Raw genomic sequence first — 23,386 nt, forward strand, 5'->3', positions numbered from 1 at the left:
GACGTTCTCCTCGGGACGCGTGACCGTGCTGACCTCCCCAGCGTCCCGCCGACCGCGGAGCGATGCATGCCGGCGGGAGGACGTGAGGCCCGGTCAGGCCGTGCGCACGGCCGTGCGCCTCGCCCCCCACCGCCGGCTCCGGTACCGGCCGGCCACCCGGCACACCGCGTAGATCGTGAACGAAATCGTCGTGACGTAGGGGCTGATGGGGATGCTGCTGCCCAGCGCGAGCAGGATGCCGCCCTCGATCGAGGCCACGGCGAACAGCACGCTCAGCACGGGCAGCAGCACCGGGGAGGCGGTGACGCGGGCGGCGGCAGCGGCCGGGGTCACCACCAGGGTGAGCACCAGCAACGCGCCGACGACCTGCACTGACAGGGCGACCGCGAGCCCGAGCACCAGCATGAACGCGAAGGACAGCGCACGCACCGGCACCCCGCGCGCCGCCGCCACGTCCGGGTCGGTGCTGGCGAAGGCGAGGGGCCGCCACATGACCGCCAGCGCGGCCAGCACCAGGACGGAGGTGCCGAGCAGCCACGACATCTGCGGGGTGTCGACGGCGACGATCTGCCCGGTGAGCAGCCCGAACTTGTTCGCCGCCCGGCCCTTGTAGAGGGCGAGGAAGAGCACGCCGAGCCCCAGCCCGAACGGCATGATGATGCCGATCACCGAGTTGCGGTCCCGGGCCCGCGTCCCCAGTACGCCGATGGCGCCGGCCGCGAGGAGCGAACCGGCGATCGAGCCCGCCACGATGTTCGCTCCGAGCAGCAGCGCCGCCGACGCGCCCGCGAAGGACAGCTCGCTGATGCCGTGCACCGCGAACGGCAGGTCCCGCATCAGGACGAACACCCCGGCCAGCCCGCCCACGAGGCCGAGCGCGACTCCGGCGATGAGGGAGTTGCGGACCAGGGCGAGCAGTTCGCCGTAGTCGGTGAAGTCGAAGATCTGGTGCCAGATCCCGTCGGCGAGTGTCATGCGCGCACTCCGTCCGTCTCGTCGGCCCGCTCGGGGTGGTGCGGTGGCGAGGCCGGTTCGTCGGGCGCCCCGGCGACGACGACCCGGCCCCGGACGCGCACGACGTCGACCTGCGTGCCGTAGAGCCGGGTCAGCGACTCGGAGGTCAGCACCTCGTCCGGGGTGCCGACCCGGTGACCGCCCCGGGCCAGGTACAGCACCCGGTCGACCAGCCCCAGCACCGGGTTGATCTCGTGCGTCACGAACACCACCGCCGTGCCGTGGGAGCGGCGCCGGGCGTCGATCAGCTCGGTGACGGCCCGCTGGTGGTTCAGGTCGAGCGACAGCAGCGGCTCGTCGCACAGCAGGATCCGCGGGTCGGTCGCCAGGGCCTGCCCGATGCGCACGCGCTGGCGTTCGCCGCCGGACAGCATCCCGAGCGGGGCGTCCGCGTACGCCGCGGCCCCGACCGACTCGAGGATCTCGTCCACCCGGCGACGGATCCCGCCGCCGCGCAGCCGTGGCCCGAAGCGGTGCCCGTCGATGCCGAACCGCACGAGGTCCCGGGCGCGCAGCAGGGCCTGCGCGGACAGCGCCGCCTGCTGCGGGACGTAGCCGATGTGCCGGGCGGCCTCGCGCGCCGGCCCGCCGAGGACCGTCAGCGTCCCGGCGGACAGCGGCTGACGGCCCAGCAGCGCCCGGACGAAACTGGTCTTGCCCGCGCCGTTCGGACCGAGCACGGCCAGGAACTCCCCGGGCCGCACGTCCAGGTCGAGGCCGCTCCACACCTCGCGGTCGCCGTAGGACAGGGCCGCGGCGCGCAGGCTGACGACGGGCGCGCGGTCCTGGCGGGGGAGCGCGCTCACTTGGCCAGCGCGCTCGCGAGCGCGTCGACGTTGCCGGTCATCCAGCCGAGGTAGTCCTTGCCCTTCGGCAGGGTCTCGGTCACGGGCACGACGGGGACGTCGGCCGCCTTGGCCGCCGACTCGGCCTTCTCGGTCTGCGGGCCGGAGGTCTGCTCGTTGTAGACGAGCGCCTTCACCTTCCTGCCGCTGAACAGGGCGAGACTCTCCTGGAGGACCCGCGGGGATACGTCGTCGCCCTCCTCGACGGCCTCGCTGAACGCCGGGGGCGTCTTGTCGACCAGACCGCTCGCCTCGGTCATGTACAGCGGCACGGGCTCGGTGATCGCCACCCCCTCGCCGCCGTGCTCCTTCTTGATCTGCGCCTCCTTCGCCTCCAGCGGCGCGAGCTTCGCCTTGAAGGCGGCGGCGTTCTTGGTGAAGGCGGCGGCGCCGTCCGGGTCGGCCTTGGCGAGAGCCGCGGCTATGCGGTCGGCGACCTCGGCGACGGTGGGGAAGTCGTACCAGACGTGCTCGTTGAGCTCGCCGCCCTTGGGGGCGGTCCTGCCGGACACCTTCACCGCGTTGATCACCGCGGCGGAGTCGTTGTGGCCGCTCTTCAGCATGCGGTCGACGAAGTCGTCGTAGCCGCCGCCGTTCTCGACGACGACCTTCGCCTTGGACAGGGCCAGCTGGTTCTGGGTGTCGGCCTCGTAGGAGTGCGGGTCCTGGTCGGGGTCGCTGATGATCGAGGTGACGTCGACCCTGTCGCCGCCGATGTGCCGCACGATGTCGCCGTAGACGTTCGTGGAGGCGACCACCGCCACACGGGCCGGCGTGCTGGTGCCGCCGGCGGAGTCCGACGAGCTGCCGCAGCCCGCGAGGAGGGCCAGGGACGCGCTGGTCAGCAGCGCCAGGCGGCGGGACGTGGACAGGGGCATGGCTCCTCCAGGACGGATGGGCAGAGGGGTTCGGGGCAGGCAGGCGCCACGCTAGATGGCAATGAATGTCAAGAGCGGGTTCCGGCCGAAGTCATGTGAAAACCATTGCCAACTGTTGGTAATTTCTGGACTGACTATCCAGCTGCTGGACGTGTCGTCTAGATTGGGGGCACCTGAGGGGAGACGTCATGGCCACCGAACAAGCCCGGGACGCCGAGCGGGACGCGATCCTCGCCGCGCTCACGCCGGTCGTCGACGGGATCGCCGCGACCTTCGGTCCGCTCTGCGACGTCGTGCTGCACGACTACCGGAACCCGGAGAAGTCGGTGGTCGCCGTCGCCGGATCGATCACCGGACGGACGGTGGGCGGCGCGATGAGCGAGATCGGCATGCGCGTCCTCGCCCGCGGCGACGAGGCGGCCGACGAACTGAACTACGTCACCCGCACCCGGAACGGCACCCTGCTGAAGTCCTCCACGATGGTGCTGCGGGACTCCGCGGGAGCGGTGTTCGGCGCGCTCTGCGTCAACGTGGACATCAGCGCCGTCAGCCAGGCCCACAGCCTGCTCGGGGCGCTCGCCGGAGCCGGTGCCGCCCCGGCGGAACCGCCGACCACCACCTTCGGCAACGACATCGACTCCGTGGTCGACGCCCTCGTCGACGCCCACCGGTCGAAACAGCGGGGCAGCTGGGCGGAGCTGGACCGGGCGGAACGCCTGGAGCTGTTCGGCGGACTGGACGCACGCGGTGTCTTCGCCGTGCGCGGCGCGGTCGAGCAGGTTGCCGCCCGGCTCGGCATCTCCCGCGCCTCCGCCTACCACTACCTCGCCCAGGCCCGGGCCGCCCACGACACATCCACCGGAGGAACCGCGTGACGACCACCACCCCACCCGTCACCCTCGACGACGTCCGCGACGCCGCCGCCCGGCTCAAGGGCGTCGCCCACCGCACCCCGGTCCTGCGCTCCCGCACCCTGGACGCGCTCGCCGGCGCCGAGATCCACCTCAAGTGCGAGAACTTCCAGCGCGTGGGCGCCTTCAAGTTCCGCGGCGCCTACAACGCCGCCTCCCGCCTCACCCCCGAGCAGCTGTCCCGGGGCATCGCCGCCTACTCCTCCGGCAACCACGCCCAGGCCGTCGCCCTGGCCGCCCGCGAGCTCGGCACCACCGCCGTGATCGTCATGCCGGAGGACGCCCCGCCGTCGAAACGGGCGGCCACCGCCGGCTACGGCGCCGAGATCGTCACGTACGACCGCTACACCGGCGACCGCGTCGCCCTCGCCGAGGCCCTGGCCGCCGAGCGGGGCCTGACGGTCATCCCGCCCTACGAGCATCCGCACGTCATCGCCGGGCAGGGCACCGCCGCACTCGAACTCGTCGAAGAAGCAGGGGAGTTGGACGCGCTGATCGCGCCCGTCGGCGGCGGGGGACTGATCGCCGGCAGCGGTACGGCCGTCAAGGGCCTGCACCCCGCAACCCGCGTGATCGGCGTCGAACCAGAGGCCGGGGACGACACCAGACGGTCCCTGGAGGCCGGCCGGCGCGTCAGCATCCCGGTCCCGCACACCATCGCCGACGGCCAGGCCCTGCACACCCCCGGAGAGCTGACCTTCTCCCTGAACCGGCGCCTCCTCGACGACGTCGTCCTGGTCAGCGACGACGAGATCCGGGACGCGATGCGGTTCGCCTTCGAGCGGCTGAAGATCGTCGTCGAACCGAGCGGCGCCACCCCGCTGGCCGCCCTGCTCACCGGCCGCGCGGGCCGCCTCCCGGGCCGCGTCGGCGTCATCCTCTCCGGCGGCAACATCGACGCCGGGCGCTTCGCCGAGCTCTGCGGGAGCGGCGCCCCCGGAATGGCGCCGCCCGCTTGACGGACGGACGATGGAAGCACATCCCTCACCGAGGAGGAGCGTCATGCTTGAGGTGAAGACGCTCGACAAGCCGGACGAGCGGCGCGACTACCCCCGAGGCCACCTGGAAGCCGTCCACATGACGGGACTGGACTTCGCCGTGGCCACGTTCGAACCGGGCTGGCGCTGGTCCGAGTCCGTGGCTCCCATCGCCGGGACCGACAGCTGCCAGATCCACCACAACGGCTACGTCGTCTCGGGCCGTCTGCACATCCGTATGAACGACGGCGGGGAAGGCGAGGTCGGCCCCGGCGACGTGTTCGTCTGCCCGCCCGGGCACGATGCCTGGGTCGTCGGCGACGAGCAGTGCGTGGTGTACGACTTCGCGGGCAGCATGGCCAAGGAGTACGCCAAGAAGGACTAGACCGTTCACCCATGAGGCCGGCGGGCTTCGGGCTCCTCTCGCCCCCCGCCCGCACGCGGCCCCTTGCCTGTGGAAACCGATCGGTTTGCGCTTCCCGCCATGGGGAACCGATCGGTTTCCCTTCTTCAGACCGGCAGCAGCCGTGCCACCAGCGCGCTCAACTGCCGGGCGGTGCGGCACTCGTGCATCTCGACCAGCTCGGCGTACGCGGGCGCGGCGGAGTCGCCCGTGCCCCAGCGGGAGCGCTGCTCGGGGTTCAACCAGTGCACCCGACGCGCCCGTTCGGCGATCCGCCGTACGGCCGGCAGGTTCGGGTCGCTCCGGTTCGTCCGGGCGTCACCGAGGACCAACACGGTCGTGCGCGGACCGACCGCGTCCCCGTACCGCTCCGCGAACTCGCCCAGGGCCATGCCGTAGTCGCTGCTGCCGTGCCAGCCCGTGACCGCCGCCTCCGCCTGGATGCGGGCGCCCAGCCCCTCCGGGTCGGCGGTGCCGTGCTCCAGCAGCCCGGTCACCTCGTCGATCCGGTTGACGAAGGCGAACACGCGCACCTTGCCGAACTGGTCGTGCAGCGCCTGCACCAGCAGCATCGTGAAGTCCGAGAAGCCGGAGACCGACCCCGACACATCGCACAGCAGCACCAGTTCGGGGCGGGCCGGACGCCGCCGGCGCAGCACCGGCTTCATCGGCACGCCGCCCGTCGACAGCGAACCGCGCAGGGTCCGCCGCAGATCGATCGTGCCCCGGGAGGCGCGACGGCGCCGGGCCGCGAGCCGGGTCGCGAGCTTGCGGGCGAGCGGCTGAACCGTTCTGCGCAGTTCGGCGAGCCGGTCCTTCCCGGCGAACAGGAAGTCGACCCGGTCGGCGGTCGGGGCCACCGCCCGCCGGGCGATCTCGTCCCGGCCGCGCCGCTCGGCGACCCGGCGCCGCGCCTCCGCGGCCACCAGCGCGCGGAAGGCCTCGATCCGCCGCCGGATCTCGTCCTCCAGCAGCCGGTCCGCGAAGCCGGAACTCCCGACCCGCGCGCGCACCTCGTCCCGGACCCGGGCCATCAGGGTCTGCGGGCGCAGCCGCTCCAGCGTCTGGTACGACGACCAGCCGTCCGACTCCGGCGACGAACCGTAGCCGCCGAACCCGTCGACCGCCTCGATCGCCAGCCGGCCCAGCAGCGCCCGGTCGTCGGCGGCCAGGGCGGCCGCCAGCCGGTCGCGCAGATCGTCCCGCTCCGCCGCCTGCCGCTCCGGGCCGCCGACGCCGCGCGGGAAGTAGAGGTCGAAGACCGGGTCGAACACCTGCCGTTGCCCGGGCCCGTGCAGCAGCGTCGCCGCCAGCCCCTCGCGGAGCAACTCCCGGTCGGCGAGGCCCAGTTCCCCGATCGCCCGGGCCGCGTCGACGGTCTCGCCGGTGCCGATCCGGACGCCGTGTGCGCGGAGCGCCCCGACGAGGGACGTCAGCCGCTCGGCGACGCCTTCCCGCGTGGTCACAGGGCGTCCAGGTCGAGCTTGGCGGACGCCTTGAGAAGGTCGTCCTGGTGCTTGAGGAGGACACCGAGGGTGGCCTGTACGACCGTCTCGTCCAAGGTGCCGGCGCCGAGCGCGAGCAGGGTGCGCGCCCAGTCGACGGTCTCGGCGACCGACGGCACCTTGCGCAGGTCCATCGCCCGCAGCGCGCCCACGACCCGGACGACCGAACGGGCCAGCGCCTCGTCCAGCTCCGGCACCTTCAGCCGTACGATCCGGCGCTCCAGCTCCTCGTCCGGGAAGCCGATGTGGAGGAAGAGGCAGCGGCGGCGCAGCGCCTCGGACAGCTCCCGGCTCGCGTTGGAGGTGAGGACGACGAAGGGGCGGCGTGTCGCGGTGATGGTGCCCAGCTCCGGGACGGTCACCTGGAAGTCGCTGAGCACCTCCAGCAGCAGCCCCTCCACCTCGACGTCCGCCTTGTCGGTCTCGTCGATCAGCAGCACCTTGGCGTCGTCGCCCCGGATGGCGGTCAGCAGCGGCCGCGTGAGCAGGAACTCCTCGCTGAAGATGTCCGTGCGGGTCTCGTCCCACGTCTCCTCGCGGCCCGCGCTGATGCGCAGGAGCTGCTTGGCGTGGTTCCACTCGTACAGGGCCCGGGCCTCGTCGACCCCCTCGTAGCACTGGAGGCGGACGAGCCGCGCCCCGACGACCTCGGCGACCGCCTTGGCGAGTTCCGTCTTGCCGACGCCGGCCGGGCCCTCGACGAGGAGCGGCTTGCCGAGACGGTCGGCGAGGAAGACGGTCGTGGCGACGGCGGGCGAGGCGAGATAGCCGGTCTCGGCCAGACGTGCGGAGACGTCGTCGACGGATGTGAACAACGGGGGCCTCCCAGGTCGGCGGCGACGGCGGCGGTCTGCAGCACCTATCTAAGCGCTTGTTCAGCGATGCTGTCACTGTTCCTGATCGGGCACCTGGTATACCGGTCGGTTTCCCCTCTCGCAGGTTGTACTGCTGGAACACGAACCCGATCCGGCCGCGCCGGAACCGCGGCCCCATCACCGCCGTGAACGTGCCTCGCCCCAGACCGAGCGACACTCCGTCCAGGGCGGTCACGGCGCTGTCGGCGCTCTCGTACGTCTTAGGTGACCTTGACCAGCCGCAGCGCCTCGGCGGCGGGTCCCGGCGTCGGGCCCGGCCCGGGCGGGCGCCCGGGTGGGTGTCAACGGCCGCTCGCCCGGGCGGGTGGAGGAGGCCGTGGAGCGCATGCGGGGCGAGGACCCGACGCCGATCTGGCGCCCTGCGCGTCGACGGCGGCTACGTCGACTCGATCCTGCCCTGAGCCCGGCTCAGTCCTCGCTCACCAGGATCACCTCCAGCGTGCGCGGACCGTGCACCCCCTCGACCCGGTCCAGCTCGATGTCGCTGGTCGCCGACGGCCCGGAGATCCAGGTCAACGGGCGCGCCGGGTCGAGGCGTTCGAGGCCCTGCGGCACGGAGGAGACCACCTGGCCGGCGACGCGCACGACGCAGACGTGGTGGTCGGGGACGAGGGTGATCCGGCGCCGCCCCTGGTCGGGCGAGCCGTCCAGCACGATCGTGCCGGTCTCGGCGATCGCGACCGCACAGGCCGTCACGACACTGTCCACCCGGTCGAGTTCGTGCGGGGTGCTCTCGCCCCGGTCCGCCACCCGCGTCACCCCGGTTGCCGCCAGCCACCCCTCGTCCAGCCCGGGCGGCACCAGCACCGAGGCCGAACCGCGCTTCTCCAGCAGCCCCGCGATCAGCCCGGCGAGCCCGGCGCTGTCGGTGCGGTGCACGATGGCCCGGTAGTCCGCCAGGTTCTCGGCGAGCAGCTCCACCGTCTCCGCGACCGTCCGGTGCCCGTGCTCGCGCAGATAGTCCCGGGCGATCGGCGTCTCGCCGGCCGGCACGTCCGCCAGCGCGCGCCGCACCCGCGCCAGGATCCGCTCCCTGCTGTTCACTCGGCCCCGTCCTTTCCACCGCGCGTGCGCTGCCACCAGTCCCGGAACGGCTCGGCGGGCACCGGCGGCAGCTCCCGGGTCCCGCTCCATGCCCGGCCCGGGCCCGGCAGCGTACGCGGATGGAAGCGCCGGGTCCGGGAGGCGGCCCGCTGGCCGGTGCGCAGCGCGCCCGGGTGTGTGAACGCCCAGCGGGCCGCGCGCATCGCCGCCCGCTCGGCGGCATGCCCCTTCGCGGGCCGCAGCACCACCTTGTTGCCCTCCCGGGTGACCTCGCCGCCCTGCACCACCCGCTCCCGCAGGTGCACCAGCACCTCGGGGATGTCGATGGCGACCGGGCACACCTCGTAGCACGCCCCGCACAGCGAGGAGGCGTACGGCAGCGAGGCGTCGATCTCGCTGCCGGTGCCCCGCAGTTGGGGGCTGAGGATCGCGCCGATCGGGCCCGGGTACACCGAGCCGTAGGCGTGGCCGCCGGCCCGCTCGTACACCGGGCACACGTTGAGACACGCCGAGCAGCGGATGCAGCGCAGCGCCTGCCGGCCTACGTCGTCGGCGAGGGTGTCGGTGCGGCCGTTGTCCAGCAGCACCAGATGGAAGGTGCTCGGCCCGTCCTCGTCCGTCGTGCCGGTCCACGTCGACGTGTACGGGTTCATGCGCTCGGCCGTGGAGGACCGGGGGAGGGTCTGGAGGAACACCTCCAGGTCCCGCCAGGTGGGCACGATCTTCTCGATGCCGACGACCGAGATCAGCGTCTCGGGCAGGGTCAGGCACATCCGGCCGTTGCCCTCGGACTCCACGACCACCAGCGTGCCCGTCTCGGCGACCATGAAGTTGGCCCCCGAGATGCCGACCTTGGCGCGCAGGAACTTCTCCCGCAGGTGCAGCCGGGCCGCCTCGGCGAGTTCGGCGGGCGTGTCGGTGAGGCCCTCGGGGGCGGGGCGGCCCCACTCGCTCATCTCGGAGCGGAAGATGTCGCGGATCTCGCCCCGGTTGCGGTGGATGGCCGGGACGAGGATGTGCGAGGGCCGGTCCTTGCCCAACTGCACGATCAGCTCGGCGAGATCGGTCTCGTAGGCGTGGATGCCCGCGGCCTCCAGCGCCTCGTTCAGCCCGATCTCCTGCGTGGCCATCGACTTGACCTTGACGACCTCCGACTCGCCGGTCATCTTCACCAACTGGGTGACGATCTCGTTGGCCTCGGCCGCGTCTGCGGCCCAGTGCACGATGCCGCCCGCGGCCGTGACCGACTCCTCCAACTGCTCCAGATAGCGGTCGAGATGGCGCAGCGTGTGGTCCTTGATCCGCTTGCCCGCCTCGCGCAGCTCGGCCCAGTCGGACACCTCCGACACCGCCTTCGCCCGCTTGGCGCGGATGGTGTGCGTGGCGTGCCGCAGATTGCCGCGCAGGGTCTCGTTCCCGACGGCCTCCCGCGCGGCTTCCGGAAACGCCGGCATGCCGACGAACGTCCCGCTCATACGGCCGGTTCCTCCTCCGTGCTCGCCAGGATCTCCGCGATGTGCACCGGCCGCATGCCGGTCCGCAGCCGGGCCATCGTCCCGCCGATGTGCATCAGGCAGGAGTTGTCGGCCGCGCACAGCACCTCGGCGCCCGTCGACTCGGCGTTGCGCACCTTGTCGGCGCCCATCGCCGCCGAGACGTCGGAGTTCTTCAGCGCGAAGGTGCCGCCGAACCCGCAGCACTCGTCGGCCCCCGGCAGCTCGACCAGCTCCAGCCCCTTCACGGCCTGGAGCAGCCGCCGCGGCCGCTCGCCGAGCCCGAGCCCGCGCAGCCCGTGACAGGTCGGATGGTAGGTCACCTTGTGCGGGTAGTACGCCCCGACGTCCGTCACGCCCAGCACGTCCACCAGGAACTCCGTGAGCTCGTACGTCTTCGGCACCACCGGCGCCAGCGTGGCCGCGAGGGTGTCCCCCCGCCCCTCGGCCCGGGCCCGCTCACCCATCCGCGGATACAGCTCCCGCACCATCGCCCCGCACGACCCGGACGGCGTCACGATCGCCTCGTACCCGCCGAAGACATCGGAGAAATGCCGGGCGAGCGGCTCGGCCTCATGGCGGTATCCGGTGTTGTAGTGCGCCTGTCCGCAGCAGGACTGCGCCATCGGGAAGTCGACGTCGACGCCCAGCCTGGTCAGCAGTTTCACCACGGCGCGCCCGGTGTCCGGATACAGCGTGTCGTTGACGCAGGTCAGGAACAGGGCGACACGCATCGCGGCTCCTTGTGGTCGATCATCGGATGAGTGCAGCGTAGTCCGGGCACCAGGCCTGGGGGAGACCCCGTCAGTCCCCGGCGAGCCGCGCCTGCGCGGCGCGCCACCGCTCGGTCCCGCCGCGCGGCTCGTACCGCGTCAGCGGCTGGGTCCGGACGAGCAGCCCCCGCATCCCCGCGAGGTCACCGGCCAGCCCGTGCGCCCGCGCCTGCACGAGCACGTTCCCCAGGGCGGCCGCCTCGGTCGGCCCGGCCACCACCGGCAGCCCGCAGGCGTCGGCGGTCAGCTGGCACAGCAGGGCGTTGCGCGTCCCGCCGCCCACCACGTGCACGACGTCGACCGCGTGCCCGGCGAGCCGCTGGGCGTCCTCGATCGCCTTGCGATGCGCGAGGGCGAGCGAGTCGAGGATGCAGCGCGTCACCTCGGCCGGCGAGTCGGGCACGGGCTGCCCCGAGGCGCGGCAGGCCTCGGCGATCCGCTCCGGCATCCGCCCCGGCGCGAGGAACGCCGCGTCCCCCGCGTCCACGACCGACCGCAGCGCCTCCACCTTGGACGCCTCCAGCAGCAGCGCGCCCAGGTCCGGGTCGCCCCAGGCCCGTACGCACTCCTGGAGCAGCCACAGCCCCATGATGTTGCGCAGGTAGCGGACCGTGCCGTCCAGCCCCAGCTCGTTGGTGAAATTGGCCGCCCGGCTCTCCTCGGTCAGCACCGGCGCGTCCAGCTCCAGCCCGGCCAGGGACCACGTCCCGGTGCAGATGTACGCGAACCGTTCACCGGAGGCCGGTACGGCGGCGACCGCCGACGCCGTGTCGTGCGACCCGACGGTCGTCACCGGCACGGGACCGGTCAGCCCGGTCTCCTCCAGCACCTGCGGCCGCAGCACCCCCGCCGGATCACCGGGCCGCCGCAGCGGCGCGAACAGCCCGAGGTCGATACCGAGACGCTCCGCGATGCCGTAGGACCAGTCGCGGGTGCGCGGGTCGATCAGCTGGGTGGTGGACGCATTGGTCAGCTCGGTGCCCTGCTCGCCGGTCAGCCAGTACGTCAGCAGGTCCGGCATCAGCAACAGCCGCTTGGCTTGGGCGAGTTGGGCGGTCGATCGGGCCGCCGTCAGCTGGTACAGGGTGTTGAAAGGCGCGTACTGCAACCCGGTCGCGGCGTACAGCTCCTCCGCGGGCACGGTCGCCCACACCTTCTCCGCGACGCCCTCGGTCCGGGCGTCCCGGTAGTGCACGGGGTTGCCGAGCAGCGCCCCGTCCGCGTCCAGCAGCCCGTAGTCCACGGCCCAGCTGTCGATGCCGACGGAGTCGGCCTGCCCGGCCGCCTTCAGCCCGTCCAGCACGCCCGCGTACAGCCCGAGCACGTCCCAGCACAGCCCCTCCGGCACCCGCACCGGCCGGTTCGGGAAGCGGTGGACCTCGCTCAGCTCCAGGGAGTCCGGGCCGACACGGCCGACCATGACGCGTCCGCTGGACGCGCCGAGGTCGACCGCGGCGTACGACTTCACGCCCGCGCTCATCGCAGGAAGGCGGCCGCGACGCCGGCGTCGACGGGGATGTGCAGACCGGTCGTGTGCGTGAGATCCCCACCGGTCAGCGCGAAGACGGCGTTGGCCACGTGCTCCGGGAGCACCTCGCGCTTGAGGATGGTCCGCTGGGCGTAGAACTCGCCGAGCTTCTCCTCCTCGACCCCGTACACGGCGGCCCGCTTGGCCCCCCACCCGCCGGCGAAGATGCCCGACCCGCGCACGACACCGTCGGGGTTGATCCCGTTGACCCGGATCCCGTGCTCGCCCAGCTCGGCGGCGAGCAGCCGCACCTGATGGGCCTGGTCGGCCTTGGTGGCCGAGTAGGCGATGTTGTTGGGCCCGGCGAACACGGCGTTCTTCGAGGCGATGTAGACGATGTCACCGCCCAGCCCCTGGGCGATCATCACCCGGGCCGCCTCCCGCGACACCAGGAAGGACCCGCGCGCCATGATGTCGTGCTGGAGGTCCCAGTCCTTGGCCGAGGTCTCCAGCAGCGGCTTGGAGATCGAGATGCCCGCGTTGTTGACGACGAGATCGACTCCGCCGAAGGCCAGCACGGCCGCCCGGAACGCCTCGGCGATCTGCTCCTCGGACGTCACGTCCACGGTCACGGCGACGGCCTTGTCGGGCCCGCCCAGCTCATCGGCGACTGCCTGGGCGTTCTCACCGTTCAGATCGGCGACGACCACACACGCCCCCTCGGCCACCAGCCGGTGCGCGATGGCCTTCCCGATCCCGCTCCCGGCACCGGTCACCAGGGCCACCCGGGTCGCCAGCGCCTTGGGCTTCGGCATCCGCTGGAGCTTGGCCTCCTCCAGCGCCCAGTACTCGATCCGGAACTTCTCGGACTCCTCGATGGGCGCGTACGTGGACACAGCCTCCGCCCCGCGCATCACATTGATCGCGTTGACGTAGAACTCGCCGGCGACCCGGGCGGTCTGCTTGTCCTTGCCGAACGAGAACATGCCGACCCCCGGAATCAGCACGATCGCGGGGTCGGCGCCGCGCATGGCGGGGGAGTCGGGCTCGGCGTGCCGCTGGTAGTAGGCGGCGTACTCCTCGCGGTACTCGGCGTGCAGCTCCTTGAGCCGGGCGATCGCCTCGTCGAGCGGAGCGCTCGGCGGCAGGTCCAGCACCAGCGGCCGCACCTTGGTCCGCAGGAAGTGGTCGGGGCAGGAGGTCCCGAGCGCGGCCAGCCGCGGGTGCTCGGCGCTCGCGAGGAAGTCGAGGACGACCTCGGAGTCGTTGAAGTGCCCGACCTGAGGCCGGTCCTGGGAGGCGAGGGCACGCACGTACGGCGCGAGCGCGGCGGCCCGCTCCCGCCGCTCACCGGCGCTCAGCGCGGCGTACCCCTCGATCACCGGCCCGAAGGGCTCGGCCTTCCCGCGCTCGGCGAGGAACGTCTCGGCGGTCCGGATGATGTGCAGCGAGTTCCGCTCGCACTCCTCGGAGGTGTCACCCCAGGCGGTGATCCCGTGTCCGCCGAGGATGCACCCGACGGCCTGCGGATTGGCCTTCTTCACGGCGGCGATGTCCATCCCCAGCTGGAACCCCGGCCGCCGCCACGGCACCCACACCACACTGTCCCCGAAGCACTCGGCGGTCAGCTTCTCCCCGTCGGCGGCACAGGCGAGCGCGATCCCGGAGTCCGGGTGCAGATGATCGACGTGCGCGGCCTCGACCAGCCCGTGCATGGCGGTGTCGATGGACGGAGCGGCCCCGCCCTTCCCGTGCAGGCAGTAGTCGAACGCGGCGACCATCTCGTCCTCGCGCTCGACCCCCGGATACACGTCGACGAGCGCCCGCATCCGATCCAGCCGCAGCACGGCCAGCCCCGCCTCGGTCAGCGTCCCGAGATCACCGCCGGACCCCTTGACCCACATCAGCTCGACATCCCCGCCGGTGACGGGATCGGTCCCGGTGCCCTTGGCGGAGGCGTTGCCCCCCGCGTAGTTCGTGTTCCGTGGATCGCCCCCGAGCCGGTGCGACCGGGCAAGGAGAGCGTCAGCTTCGGGATGGGTAGCCATGACAGTTCCTTTTCAGAAGAGAGGGGGAGGTGCCTTCTTTTGGGGGCGCGGGGAACTGCGCGATCAACCACAGACAACCCGCACTCCGCAATCAACAGATCTCGGCAGACGCTTACGCACCCCACCCCGCCTGCTGCCCACCAACCCGCTCAGCCACAATCCGCTCGGCCCACCCGGACCGCCGATACGCGGCCATGGGCTCGGGGTCCAACCCCATCTCCTCCCGCACCTCCCGCAGCAACGGCCGCACATCCGTGTTGTACGCGTCCATCAACACGGCATTCGCCTCCAGCACGTCACCCGCCCGCTGCGCCGCGCCCAACGCGTCCCCATCGACCAGCAGCGCCTTCGCCGTGGCCTCCTGCACGTTCATCACCGACCGGATGATCGCCGGAATCTTCGCCTCGATGTTGTGGCACTGGTCGAGCATGAACGCGACCTCGGGCGAGAACCCACCGCCCCGCACCACCTCGTACATGATCCGGAACAGCTGGAACGGATCCGCGGCCCCCACCATCAGGTCGTCGTCCGCGTAGAACCGCGAGTTGAAGTCGAACCCGCCGAGCTTCCCCTCCCGCAGCAGCGTCGCCACGATGAACTCGATGTTGGTCCCCGGCGCGTGGTGCCCCGTGTCGACGACGACCTGCGCCTTCGGCCCGAGCTTCAGGCAGTGGGCATACGCGGTGCCCCAGTCCGGAACGTCCGTCGTGTAGAACGCCGGCTCGAAGAACTTGTACTCCAGCAGCATCCGCTGCCCGTCGCCGAGCCGCTCGTAGACCTCCGCGAGCCCCTCGGCCAGCCGGTCCTGCCGCCCCCGGATGTCGTCCTGCCCGGGATAGTTCGTCCCGTCCGCGAACCACAGCTTCAGGTCCGTCGAGCCGGTCGCGTCCATGATGCCGACGCACTCCAGCAGATGATCCACGGCCTTGCGCCGCACCGCGGCGTCCGGGTGGCAGATGCTCCCGAGCTTGTAGTCGTCGTCCTGGAAGGTGTTGGAGTTGATCGCCCCGAGCTTCACCCCGCGGTCCTCGGCGTGCTTCGCCAGCGCCGCGTAGTCGTCGACCTTGTCCCACGGGATGTGCAGGGCGACGGTCGGGGCGACCCCGGTGAACTCGTGGACCTTCGCCGCGTCGTCCAGTTTCTCCTGGGGCGTCCGCGGCACGCCGTGCTGGGCGAACACCTTGAACCGCGTGCCCGAGTTCCCGTACGCCCACGACGGCGTCTCCACTGCCTGGGTCTTCAGAGCGGCCTTCACCGCGGCGAGCTCGGTCACGTCAGGGCTCCTGTGGCATCGGGTCGTAACGACCACCGAATGAAACGATTCAGGACGCGAAGTTATGGGCCCCCAGAAGGGGTGTCAACCCCTCCGGCGCAGGCTGTTTCCCGTGACCAGCGCGTGACCTTCTGTCCTCGAAACCTTTTCGACCGAAACCCATTGACGTGACATGCGCGGCCCGCCTAACGTCCCGGCAACCCAGTTGAAACCTTTCACGACGCCCACGACGCCGAGAGGCCGTCCCGCCGGCGTCGTCGAGGAGCCCCCATGACCCACCCGTCCACCACGGGTCCGGCCCCGGTTCTGGCACTGAGGGACGTCTCCAAGTCCTTCGGCGCCGTCCGCGCACTGCGGGACGTCTCCCTGGAGCTGTTCCCCGGGGAGGTGCACGCCCTGGCCGGTGAGAACGGCGCCGGCAAGTCGACCCTCATCAAGACACTCGCCGGAGTGCACCGGCCGGACACCGGCCAGGTGCTGCTCGACGGTGCGCCCGTCGCCTTCCACGGCCCCGGCGACGCCCGCGACGCCGGCATCGCCGTGATCTACCAGGAGCCCACGCTCTTCCCCGACCTGTCGATCGCCGAGAACATCTACATGGGCCGCCGGCCGCGCCGCGCCCTCGGCCGGATCGACCACAAGGCCACGCACAACGCGACCGCCGCCCTCATGGAGCGCCTCGGTGTCGAACTCGACCCCGACCGGCCCGCCCGCGGCCTGTCCATCGCCGACCAGCAGATCGTCGAGATCGCCAAGGCCCTCTCCTTCGACGCCCGCGTCCTGATCATGGACGAGCCGACCGCCGCCCTCACCGGCAGCGAGGTCGCCCGTCTCTTCGGCGTCGTGCGCACCCTGCGCGAACAGGGCGCCGCCGTGCTGTTCATCTCCCACCGGCTGGAGGAGATCTTCGAGATCTGCCAGCGGGTCACCACCCTGCGCGACGGCGCCTGGATCGCCAGCGAGCCCCTGGACGGCATGACCGAGGACGACCTGGTGCGCCGCATGGTCGGCCGCGACCTCGACGAGCTGTACCCCAAGCAGGAGGTCGAGCCGGGCGAGGTCGCCCTGAGCGTGCGCCGGCTGACCCGCGAGGGTGTCTTCACCGACGTCTCCTTCGAGGTCCGGCACGGCGAGATCGTCGGCCTGGCCGGACTCGTCGGCGCCGGGCGCACGGAGGTCGCCCGGGCCATCTTCGGTATCGACCGCTGGGACGCCGGAGAGGTCTCCGTCCGGGGCAGGGCCCTGGTCAACGGCGCCCCCTCCACCGCGATGTCCGCCGGACTCGCCCTGGTCCCCGAGGACCGCCGCGCCCAGGGCCTGGTGATGGACATGTCCATCGAGCGCAACATCGGGCTCACCGGGCTCCGTACCACCGTGAAGGCGGGGCTCATGGACCGCGGCGCCGAGCGCAGCCGCTCCCTCGACTGGGCCGTCAGGCTCCAGGTGAAGTACGCCCGGATCGCCGACACGGTCAACACGCTCTCCGGCGGCAACCAGCAGAAGGTCGTCCTCGCCAAGTGGCTCGCCACCGGCCCCAGGGTGCTGATCGTCGACGAGCCGACCCGCGGCATCGACGTCGGCACCAAGGCCGAGGTGCACCGGCTGCTGTCCCAGCTGGCCGCAGACGGCGTGGCCGTCCTGATGATCTCCTCCGACCTGCCCGAGATCCTCGGCATGGCCGACCGCGTGCTGGTGATGCACGAGGGCCGCCTCACCGCCGAGATTCCGCGCTCCGACGCCACCGAGGAAACCGTGATGGCCGCAGCCACCGGGAGGGCCGCCGCATGACGGTCGTGACCCCGCAAGAGGCCCCCGTGGCCGACGTGCCCAAGTCGAGCGGCACGCGACTGGTCGACCGCGTCTTCAAGATGCGCGAACTCGCCATCCTGCTCGTCTTCCTGGTGATGATCGGCGTCACCCAGGCCGGCAACAGCGAGTTCCTCTCCGAGCAGGGCATCAAGGACCTGCTGCTGAACGCGACGATCCTCGTCCTGGTCGCCACCGGCCAGTCCCTCGTCGTCATCACCCGCAACGTCGACCTGTCCGTCGGCTCCACGCTCGGCATCAGCGCCTTCGCCGCCGGCACGTACCTCCAGGGCGGCGGCAACCCGGTCGTGGCGATCGCGCTGGCGGTCCTGCTCGGCATCGGCTTCGGCCTGCTCAACGGACTGCTCGTCAGCCTCGGCCAGGTGCCCGCGCTCGTCGTCACCCTCGGCACGCTGTACATCATCCGCGGCATCGACTCCATCTGGGTCGGCTCCCGGCAGATCACCGCGGCCGATCTGCCCGGCGGGTTCGTCGACTTCGGCTCCGGCGGCATCTCGGCGGTGCCGTACCTGGCGCTGATCGCCCTGGCGGTCCTCGTCGCCACCGCCTACTACCTCAAGCACTTCGGCAGCGGCCGCGAGCTCTACGCGCTCGGCTCCAACCCGGAGGCCGCCCGCCTCGCCGGTATTCCGGTGCGGAAGCGGATCCTCGCCGCGTACACCTTCTGCGGCGCCCTCGCCGGACTCGCCGGCGCCATGTACCTCGCCCGGTTCGGCAACGTCGACTCCGGCACCGGCAACGGCTACGAACTGACCGTCGTCAGCGCGGTCGTGGTCGGCGGCGTCGTCTTCACCGGCGGCTCCGGCAGCGTCTACGGCGCGGCCCTCGGCGCGCTGCTGCTGACGTCCATCAACAGTGTGCTGCCCGCCCTCGGCGTCAGCTCCGTCTGGGTGCTCGCCATCAACGGCATCCTGCTCATCCTCGCCATCGCGGTCGACCGGGTCGTCGCGCTGCGCGTGGCCTCCGCCCTGAAGAAGAGGAACGCCCGCCATGGCTGACATCTCCCTGAGCCGAGCGGTCCGCTGGGACACGGTGGTCGGCGCCCTGCTGATCGTGGTGCTGCTGTTCTCGTTCGGTTTCGTCGACGGCTTCGGCAACGCGCTCAACCTGTCGTTCCTGATCGGCAACACGCTCCCCATCGCCCTGATCGCGCTGCCGATGACCCTGCTGGTCGTCTCCGGGGAGATCGACCTGTCGGTGGCCTCCACGGCCGGTCTGTCCGGTGCCGTGATGGGCGCTCTGTGGAACCAGGGCATGGCCATTGAGACGATCATCCCGATCTGCCTGCTGCTGGGTGTCGTGTGCGGGCTGGTCAACGGGCTGCTGGTGACCAAGCTGGGGCTGCCGTCGCTGGCCGTCACCATCGGCACGCTGGCCGCGTACCGGGGCATCGCGCAGATCGTGCTCGGCTCGGACGCGGTGACCGACTTCCCGGCGCAGTACCTGGACTTCGCGTCGGGGCGTATCGGCGACACGTTCATCCCGTACGCCTTCCTGCCGTTCCTCGTTCTGCTCGCCATCGCCGTGGTCGCGCTGCACGCCACGCCGTTCGGGCGGTCGCTGTTCGCGATCGGGGCGAGCGAGGAGGCCGCGCGGTTCGCCGGGATCCGGGTCAAGCGGCAGAAGTTGATCCTTTTCACGCTGACGGGCCTGATGGCCTCGCTGACCGGGATCTTCTGGGCGCTGCATTACGCGAGCGCGCGGTACGACAACGCGACGGGGCTCGAACTGTCGGTTGTGGCCGCCGTGTTGCTCGGTGGGATCGACTTCGACGGTGGCAAGGGCACGCTCGGTGGCGCCATCGCCGGGGTTTTCTTGCTCGGGGCGCTCCAGAACGTCATGAGTCTCCAGGACGTTTCCGCGCAGTCGCAGATCGTCGTGACCGGTGTGTTGCTGGTGCTTTCCGTTCTTGGGCCTCGGGTGGCTCGGCAGATCGCCGTTGTGCGTGCTCAATCGTCCGGCTGACCCGTCGTCTGTGGCTGGTCGCGCAGTTCCCCGCGCCCCTTGGGGGGCGCTCCCCTCAACCTCGTTCGAAGGAAACCGTCATGCGTAAGACAACCCTCCGCCGCAGCTGCGCGGCGCTTGCCACCGTCACCTCGCTCGCTCTGGCGCTCACCGCCTGCGGCGGCACCACCAAGAAGGACGTCGCCAACGAGGGCGGGTCCGCCGCCACTGCCGGCAAGGCCGACCCGAACGCCGAGCTGAAGAAGGGGCTGACCGTCGGGTTCCTGCCGAAGCAGGTCAACAACCCGTACTTCACAAGCGCCGACAAGGGCGGCGAGAAGGCCCTGGCCGAACTGGGCTCCAAGTACAAGGAGGTCGGGCCGTCCAGCGCGACCGACACCGCCGGGCAGGTCTCCTACGTCAACACGCTCACCCAGCAGCAGGTCGACGCGATGGCCGTGTCCGCGCAGGACCCGGGCGCGCTGTGCACCGCGCTCAAGCAGGCCATGAAGAACGGCATCAAGGTCGTCACCTACGACTCCGACACCACCGCCGACTGCCGCAACGCCTTCGTCTCGCAGGCCTCCGCCGAGGACCTGGGCCGCACCGAGGTGCAGCTGCTCGCCAAGCAGATCGACTACAAGGGCGAGATCGCGATCCTGTCCGCCGCGCAGACCGCGACGAACCAGAACACCTGGATCGACTTCATGAAGGACGAGCTGAAGAAGCCCGAGTACAAGAACATGAAGCTGGTGAAGGTCGCGTACGGCAACGACGACGCCCAGCAGTCCTTCCAGCAGACCCAGGGCCTGCTCCAGGAGTACCCGAACCTGAAGGGGATCATCTCCCCGACCACCGTCGGCATCAAGGCCGCCGCCCAGTACCTGTCGGGCTCCAAGTACAAGGGCAAGGTCAAGCTGACCGGCCTCGGTACCCCGAACGACATGCGCAAGTACGTCAAGAACGGCACCGTCGAGGCGTTCGAGCTGTGGGACCCGGCGAAGCTCGGCGAGCTGGCCGCCCGGACCGCCGTCGCGCTGGCCTCGGGCCAGATCACCGGCAAGGAGGGCGAGACCTTCAAGGCCGGCTCCATGGGCGAGTACACGATCGGCAAGGACGGCGTGATCAGCCTCGGCAAGCCGACCGTCTTCGACGCCAAGAACATCGACCAGTTCAACTTCTGATCAACGAAAGGGTTGTTGATGCAGCGCGTGTGCTTCCTGCTGAAGGTCCGGGCGGACCGCCTCGACGAGTACCGCGAGCGGCACGCCGCCGTGTGGCCCGAGATGCTCCAGGCGCTCTCGGACACCGGCTGGCACAACTACTCGCTCTTCCTGCGCGAGGACGGACTGCTCGTCGGCTACCTGGAGACCGAGGACTTCGCGGCCGCCCAGGCCGGAATGGAAGCCACCGACGTCAACGCCCGCTGGCAGGCGGAGATGGCGCCGTTCTTCGAGTCGCTGGACGGCGCCCGGCCCGACGAGGCCATGAAACCGCTCACGGAAGTGTTCCACCTCGCCTGAACAATGGAGTTCATGAGATGCACAGACGTACCTTGCTGGCCGCCGCCCTCGCGGGTGCGGTGGTGACCCCCGCCCTGACCTCCGGCACCGCGCGGGCCGCCGACCCCGGCCCCTCGGTCACCCGGACCGGCACCACCACGCTCGACAACCAGGCCATCTTCTTCGTGTCGTACGACGGCCTGGTCAACAACAACTCGTTCCAGAAGAACGGCCTGCTGACCTACAAGGGCTACCAGTACGCCGTCTGGTACACCGCCGACCGCAACGCCGTCGTCGGCCGCCGCGCCCTCGGCGCCAGTACGTGGTCGACCGTGAAGGTCGGGCACACCCTGCGGTACAACGACTCCCACAACGTCATCTCCATGGGCGTCTCCAAGGTCGACGGCCGGCTGCACCTCAACATGGACTCCCACAGCGACGGCTTCACCTACGTCAAGTCGGTCGCCGGGCTCATGGACAATCCCGGCGGGCTCAGCTGGACCGCGAGCCGGTTCGGCGCGCCCCAGTCCACGCTGGACGGCCTGGCGCTGACCTCGCAGTTCACCTACCCGCAGTTCATCTCCACCCCGGAGGGCAGGCTCCAGCTGAGCTACCGCGTCGCCGTCTCCGGCAACGGCCGCAACGCGCTCGCCGAGTACGACGGCACCAAGTGGACCAACCTCGGCGAGTGGTCCAGCTCGACGGGCACGTACAGCAGCGAGCACGGCTCCTCGACCGCCCGCAACATGTACCTGCACGGCATCGACTACGACCGCAGCGGCCGGTTGCACTCCTTCTTCACCTGGCGCGAGCAGAACGGCGCCGTGATGTGCAACAGCGGCGGCATCACCAACCACGACACCGGTTACGTCTACTCCGACGACCGCGGCCGCACCTGGCGCAACAACGCCGGCACCGTCGTCGGCGTCACCGGCGGCTCCGACAAGGTGTCCGTGAACGACGCCGGCCTGGTCGTGGACCCGCTCAACCCGGACCACTCCCTGATGAACCAGGAGAGCCAGTTCACCGACTCCGCGGGCCGGCCGCACGCGATCATCTCCTACGTGCCCGGCCGCTTCGGGCAGTGCACCACGAACTACGTCTCGGACCGGACGAGGAACGGCCGTGCCTTCCACGTCCGCAGGAACGCCTCCGGCACCTGGCAGAAGACCGAGATACCGGTCCCGCTCAACTCCAGCCAGCGCACCAAGCTGATCCTGGACAAGTACGACAACGCCTACGCGATCTTCCCGTTCGGGCGGATCGCCGGCGCCTCGGCGGCCTCTGGCTACACCGACTGGAGGATCCTGTTCGACGGCAGCGGCCTCAACGCCTTCGGCGAGGTCGTCATCGACGAGACCCGGGTCGCGCAGGACGGCGTGCTGTCGTTCATGTACCAGGAGAAGTCCAGCGGTACGACGCCCTCGGCGCTGCGCGTGATCGACTTCCGCCTGCCCGCCTGACCGAAGCCGGTCGCCGGGGCGGCGTGCCGGTAATGTGAAGCCGCCGCCGCCCCCTTGTTCTCCCCCTGGAGGTCCCTGCCCGATGGCCCAGTCGGTGGGTATCAAGGACGTCGCCCGCGCCGCCGGAGTCTCCGTCGGCACGGTCTCGAACGTGATCAACCGCCCGGACACGGTCGCCACCGAGACCCGGGCCCGCGTGCTGTCCGCGATAGACCGGCTCGGCTACGTCCGCAGCGAGTCCGCGCGCCAGCTGCGCGCGGGCCGCAGCCGCATCATGGGGCTGCTCGTCCTCGACATGGGCAACCCCTTCTTCGTCGACGTGGCGCGCGGCGCCGAGCGCGCCGCCCGCCAGGCCGGGCTCGGCGTGATGGTCTGCAACAGCGCCCAGAACCCCGGCGAGGAGGCCGAGTACCTGTCGCTCTTCGCCGAGCAGCGCGTGCGCGGCGTGCTGCTCACCCCCGCCGACGCGACCGGCCGCAACATCGAGGCGTTCCGCCGGCACGGCATCCCGTTCGTCCTGGTGGACCGGGTCGCTGAGGGCACCACCGAGTGCTCGGTCTCCGTCGACGACGTGGCCGGCGGCGCCCTCGCGGTACGCCACCTCGTCGACGCCGGGCACCGCTCCCTCGCCTACGTCAGCGGCCCGCCCGGCCTGAACCAGGTCCGCGACCGCCGCACCGGCGCCCTCGAAGCGCTCGCCGAGGCCGGGCTCGGCCCCGACGCGCTGCGCGAGCTGCCCACCGAGCGGCTGGACGTCGCCGCTGGCCGCGACGCCGGCGCCCGCCTCCTCGGCCTCGCCGACCGGCCCACCGCCGTGTTCTGCGCCAACGACCTGCTCGCCCTCGGCGTGCTCCAGGCCATGTACGCGGCCGGCGTCCGCGTCCCCGACGACCTCGCCATCGTCGGCTACGACGACATCGAGTTCGCCGCCGCCGCGGCCGTCCCGCTCACCTCGGTACGGCAGCCCGCCGTCACCATGGGCGCGATGGCCGCCGACCTGCTCCTGGAGGAGACGGAGGAGGAGGGCACCGCGCGCCCGCACGAGCACCGGCGGGTCGTCCTCCAGCCCGAACTGGTGGTCCGCCGCTCCAGCCTGGCCGCCCGCTGACCCTGAATCGCCGTTCAGCAGGATTTCATGATCCG

General features: G+C 71.3%; 21 protein-coding genes and 1 pseudogene. 10 read left to right on the plus strand and 12 right to left on the minus strand.

Annotation, left to right across the window (positions count from 1 at the left end; genetic code table 11):
- Positions 1 to 93: 93 nt before the first annotated feature.
- From IE255_RS34635 to IE255_RS34645, 3 genes are read right to left on the minus strand one after another with little or no spacing between them, the layout of a single operon-like run.
- Complete coding sequence (locus tag IE255_RS34635) at positions 94 to 975, minus strand: metal ABC transporter permease (RefSeq protein ID WP_190054379.1); 882 nt, start codon at positions 973 to 975, stop codon at positions 94 to 96.
- The gene (locus IE255_RS34640; protein WP_190054380.1) at positions 972 to 1,820 is read right to left on the minus strand and encodes a metal ABC transporter ATP-binding protein; all 849 of its coding nucleotides are present in this window, start codon (positions 1,818 to 1,820) and stop codon (positions 972 to 974) included. Before IE255_RS34640 ends, IE255_RS34635 begins: the two co-directional genes overlap by 4 nt.
- Positions 1,817 to 2,737 carry a metal ABC transporter solute-binding protein, Zn/Mn family gene (locus tag IE255_RS34645; protein WP_190054381.1) on the minus strand — a complete coding sequence of 307 codons (921 nt, stop codon included), beginning with the start codon at positions 2,735 to 2,737 and terminating at the stop codon, positions 1,817 to 1,819. The genes IE255_RS34640 and IE255_RS34645 overlap by 4 nt, the downstream gene beginning before the upstream one ends.
- 188 nt (positions 2,738 to 2,925) lie before the next feature.
- Between IE255_RS34645 and IE255_RS34650 the strand changes: the two genes are divergently transcribed.
- Genes IE255_RS34650 through IE255_RS34660 form a run of 3 tightly spaced genes read left to right on the plus strand, consistent with a single transcriptional unit; the run spans position 2,926 to position 5,010 of the window.
- Positions 2,926 to 3,612, plus strand: a complete 687-nt coding sequence (locus IE255_RS34650) for a helix-turn-helix transcriptional regulator (protein ID WP_190054382.1) — start codon at positions 2,926 to 2,928, stop codon at positions 3,610 to 3,612.
- Entirely contained in the window at positions 3,609 to 4,607 is a 999-nt protein-coding gene (locus tag IE255_RS34655; RefSeq protein ID WP_190054383.1) for a pyridoxal-phosphate dependent enzyme, read from the plus strand. Before IE255_RS34650 ends, IE255_RS34655 begins: the two co-directional genes overlap by 4 nt.
- A gap of 43 nt (positions 4,608 to 4,650) precedes the next feature.
- Positions 4,651 to 5,010, plus strand: coding sequence for a cupin domain-containing protein (locus IE255_RS34660; protein ID WP_190054384.1), 360 nt, complete (start codon positions 4,651 to 4,653; stop codon positions 5,008 to 5,010).
- Between the two features lie 125 nt (positions 5,011 to 5,135).
- Here the strand turns inward: IE255_RS34660 and IE255_RS34665 are convergent, their stop codons facing one another.
- The 9 genes and pseudogenes from IE255_RS34665 to rhaI all read right to left on the minus strand — a co-directional run bounded on the left by IE255_RS34665 (position 5,136) and on the right by rhaI (position 15,507).
- Positions 5,136 to 6,494, minus strand: a complete 1,359-nt coding sequence (locus tag IE255_RS34665) for a vWA domain-containing protein (protein WP_190054385.1) — start codon at positions 6,492 to 6,494, stop codon at positions 5,136 to 5,138.
- Positions 6,491 to 7,348, minus strand: coding sequence for an AAA family ATPase (locus IE255_RS34670; protein WP_190054386.1), 858 nt, complete (start codon positions 7,346 to 7,348; stop codon positions 6,491 to 6,493). Before IE255_RS34670 ends, IE255_RS34665 begins: the two co-directional genes overlap by 4 nt.
- A 115-nt stretch (positions 7,349 to 7,463) precedes the next feature.
- A pseudogene (locus tag IE255_RS39610) lies at positions 7,464 to 7,693 on the minus strand (ABC transporter ATP-binding protein); the annotation flags it as partial.
- A 123-nt stretch (positions 7,694 to 7,816) separates the two neighbouring features.
- Positions 7,817 to 8,452 (minus strand): LutC/YkgG family protein, encoded by a 636-nt coding sequence (locus tag IE255_RS34675; protein ID WP_190054387.1) that lies wholly within the window; start codon positions 8,450 to 8,452, stop codon positions 7,817 to 7,819.
- Positions 8,449 to 9,927, minus strand: a complete 1,479-nt coding sequence (locus IE255_RS34680; protein WP_190054388.1) for a LutB/LldF family L-lactate oxidation iron-sulfur protein — start codon at positions 9,925 to 9,927, stop codon at positions 8,449 to 8,451. The genes IE255_RS34675 and IE255_RS34680 overlap by 4 nt, the downstream gene beginning before the upstream one ends.
- Positions 9,924 to 10,679 carry a (Fe-S)-binding protein gene (locus tag IE255_RS34685; RefSeq protein ID WP_190054389.1) on the minus strand — a complete coding sequence of 252 codons (756 nt, stop codon included), beginning with the start codon at positions 10,677 to 10,679 and terminating at the stop codon, positions 9,924 to 9,926. Before IE255_RS34685 ends, IE255_RS34680 begins: the two co-directional genes overlap by 4 nt.
- 70 nt (positions 10,680 to 10,749) lie before the next feature.
- The gene (locus IE255_RS34690; RefSeq protein ID WP_190054390.1) at positions 10,750 to 12,198 is read right to left on the minus strand and encodes a rhamnulokinase; all 1,449 of its coding nucleotides are present in this window, start codon (positions 12,196 to 12,198) and stop codon (positions 10,750 to 10,752) included.
- Positions 12,195 to 14,234, minus strand: coding sequence for a bifunctional aldolase/short-chain dehydrogenase (locus IE255_RS34695; RefSeq protein WP_190054391.1), 2,040 nt, complete (start codon positions 14,232 to 14,234; stop codon positions 12,195 to 12,197). The genes IE255_RS34690 and IE255_RS34695 overlap by 4 nt, the downstream gene beginning before the upstream one ends.
- A gap of 112 nt (positions 14,235 to 14,346) precedes the next feature.
- On the minus strand, positions 14,347 to 15,507 hold the full coding sequence (gene rhaI, locus IE255_RS34700; RefSeq protein WP_190054392.1) for an L-rhamnose isomerase: 1,161 nt from the start codon (positions 15,505 to 15,507) through the stop codon (positions 14,347 to 14,349).
- 270 nt (positions 15,508 to 15,777) lie between these two features.
- On the opposite strand from rhaI, the gene IE255_RS34705 reads away from it, so the two are divergent.
- The 7 genes from IE255_RS34705 (at position 15,778) to IE255_RS34735 (ending at position 23,351) form a co-directional block, all read left to right on the plus strand.
- Entirely contained in the window at positions 15,778 to 17,295 is a 1,518-nt protein-coding gene (locus IE255_RS34705) for a sugar ABC transporter ATP-binding protein (protein WP_190054393.1), read from the plus strand.
- Positions 17,292 to 18,332 (plus strand): ABC transporter permease, encoded by a 1,041-nt coding sequence (locus IE255_RS34710; protein ID WP_190054394.1) that lies wholly within the window; start codon positions 17,292 to 17,294, stop codon positions 18,330 to 18,332. Before IE255_RS34705 ends, IE255_RS34710 begins: the two co-directional genes overlap by 4 nt.
- Entirely contained in the window at positions 18,325 to 19,299 is a 975-nt protein-coding gene (locus IE255_RS34715) for an ABC transporter permease (RefSeq protein ID WP_190054395.1), read from the plus strand. The genes IE255_RS34710 and IE255_RS34715 overlap by 8 nt, the downstream gene beginning before the upstream one ends.
- An 80-nt stretch (positions 19,300 to 19,379) precedes the next feature.
- Complete coding sequence (rhaS, locus tag IE255_RS34720; protein WP_190054396.1) at positions 19,380 to 20,462, plus strand: rhamnose ABC transporter substrate-binding protein; 1,083 nt, start codon at positions 19,380 to 19,382, stop codon at positions 20,460 to 20,462.
- Positions 20,463 to 20,480: 18 nt separating this feature from the next.
- Positions 20,481 to 20,801 carry an L-rhamnose mutarotase gene (locus tag IE255_RS34725; RefSeq protein WP_059414378.1) on the plus strand — a complete coding sequence of 107 codons (321 nt, stop codon included), beginning with the start codon at positions 20,481 to 20,483 and terminating at the stop codon, positions 20,799 to 20,801.
- A 17-nt stretch (positions 20,802 to 20,818) separates the two neighbouring features.
- On the plus strand, positions 20,819 to 22,243 hold the full coding sequence (locus IE255_RS34730) for a BNR repeat-containing protein (RefSeq protein ID WP_190054397.1): 1,425 nt from the start codon (positions 20,819 to 20,821) through the stop codon (positions 22,241 to 22,243).
- 82 nt (positions 22,244 to 22,325) lie between these two features.
- Positions 22,326 to 23,351: a LacI family DNA-binding transcriptional regulator gene (locus tag IE255_RS34735; RefSeq protein ID WP_037764268.1), complete on the plus strand. Its 1,026-nt coding sequence runs from the start codon at positions 22,326 to 22,328 to the stop codon at positions 23,349 to 23,351.
- The last annotated feature ends 35 nt before the right edge of the window (positions 23,352 to 23,386 follow it).

The sequence above is a fragment of the Streptomyces lomondensis genome (assembly GCF_014651035.1).
Classification (GTDB): domain Bacteria; phylum Actinomycetota; class Actinomycetes; order Streptomycetales; family Streptomycetaceae; genus Streptomyces; species Streptomyces lomondensis.

Bases quoted from the DNA above. Each gene is read 5' to 3' on its own strand.
- IE255_RS34635 (WP_190054379.1), bottom strand. From the start codon at position 975: ATGACACTCGCCGACGGGATCTGGCACCAGATCTTCGACTTCACCGAC.
- IE255_RS34645 (WP_190054381.1), bottom strand. From the start codon at position 2,737: ATGCCCCTGTCCACGTCCCGCCGCCTGGCGCTGCTGACCAGCGCGTCC.
- IE255_RS34650 (WP_190054382.1), top strand. From the start codon at position 2,926: ATGGCCACCGAACAAGCCCGGGACGCCGAGCGGGACGCGATCCTCGCC.
- IE255_RS34660 (WP_190054384.1), top strand. From the start codon at position 4,651: ATGCTTGAGGTGAAGACGCTCGACAAGCCGGACGAGCGGCGCGACTAC.
- IE255_RS34680 (WP_190054388.1), bottom strand. From the start codon at position 9,927: ATGAGCGGGACGTTCGTCGGCATGCCGGCGTTTCCGGAAGCCGCGCGG.
- IE255_RS34685 (WP_190054389.1), bottom strand. From the start codon at position 10,679: ATGCGTGTCGCCCTGTTCCTGACCTGCGTCAACGACACGCTGTATCCG.
- IE255_RS34690 (WP_190054390.1), bottom strand. From the start codon at position 12,198: ATGAGCGCGGGCGTGAAGTCGTACGCCGCGGTCGACCTCGGCGCGTCC.
- IE255_RS34695 (WP_190054391.1), bottom strand. From the start codon at position 14,234: ATGGCTACCCATCCCGAAGCTGACGCTCTCCTTGCCCGGTCGCACCGG.
- IE255_RS34705 (WP_190054393.1), top strand. From the start codon at position 15,778: ATGACCCACCCGTCCACCACGGGTCCGGCCCCGGTTCTGGCACTGAGG.
- IE255_RS34710 (WP_190054394.1), top strand. From the start codon at position 17,292: ATGACGGTCGTGACCCCGCAAGAGGCCCCCGTGGCCGACGTGCCCAAG.
- IE255_RS34715 (WP_190054395.1), top strand. From the start codon at position 18,325: ATGGCTGACATCTCCCTGAGCCGAGCGGTCCGCTGGGACACGGTGGTC.
- rhaS (WP_190054396.1), top strand. From the start codon at position 19,380: ATGCGTAAGACAACCCTCCGCCGCAGCTGCGCGGCGCTTGCCACCGTC.
- IE255_RS34725 (WP_059414378.1), top strand. From the start codon at position 20,481: ATGCAGCGCGTGTGCTTCCTGCTGAAGGTCCGGGCGGACCGCCTCGAC.
- IE255_RS34730 (WP_190054397.1), top strand. From the start codon at position 20,819: ATGCACAGACGTACCTTGCTGGCCGCCGCCCTCGCGGGTGCGGTGGTG.
- IE255_RS34735 (WP_037764268.1), top strand. From the start codon at position 22,326: ATGGCCCAGTCGGTGGGTATCAAGGACGTCGCCCGCGCCGCCGGAGTC.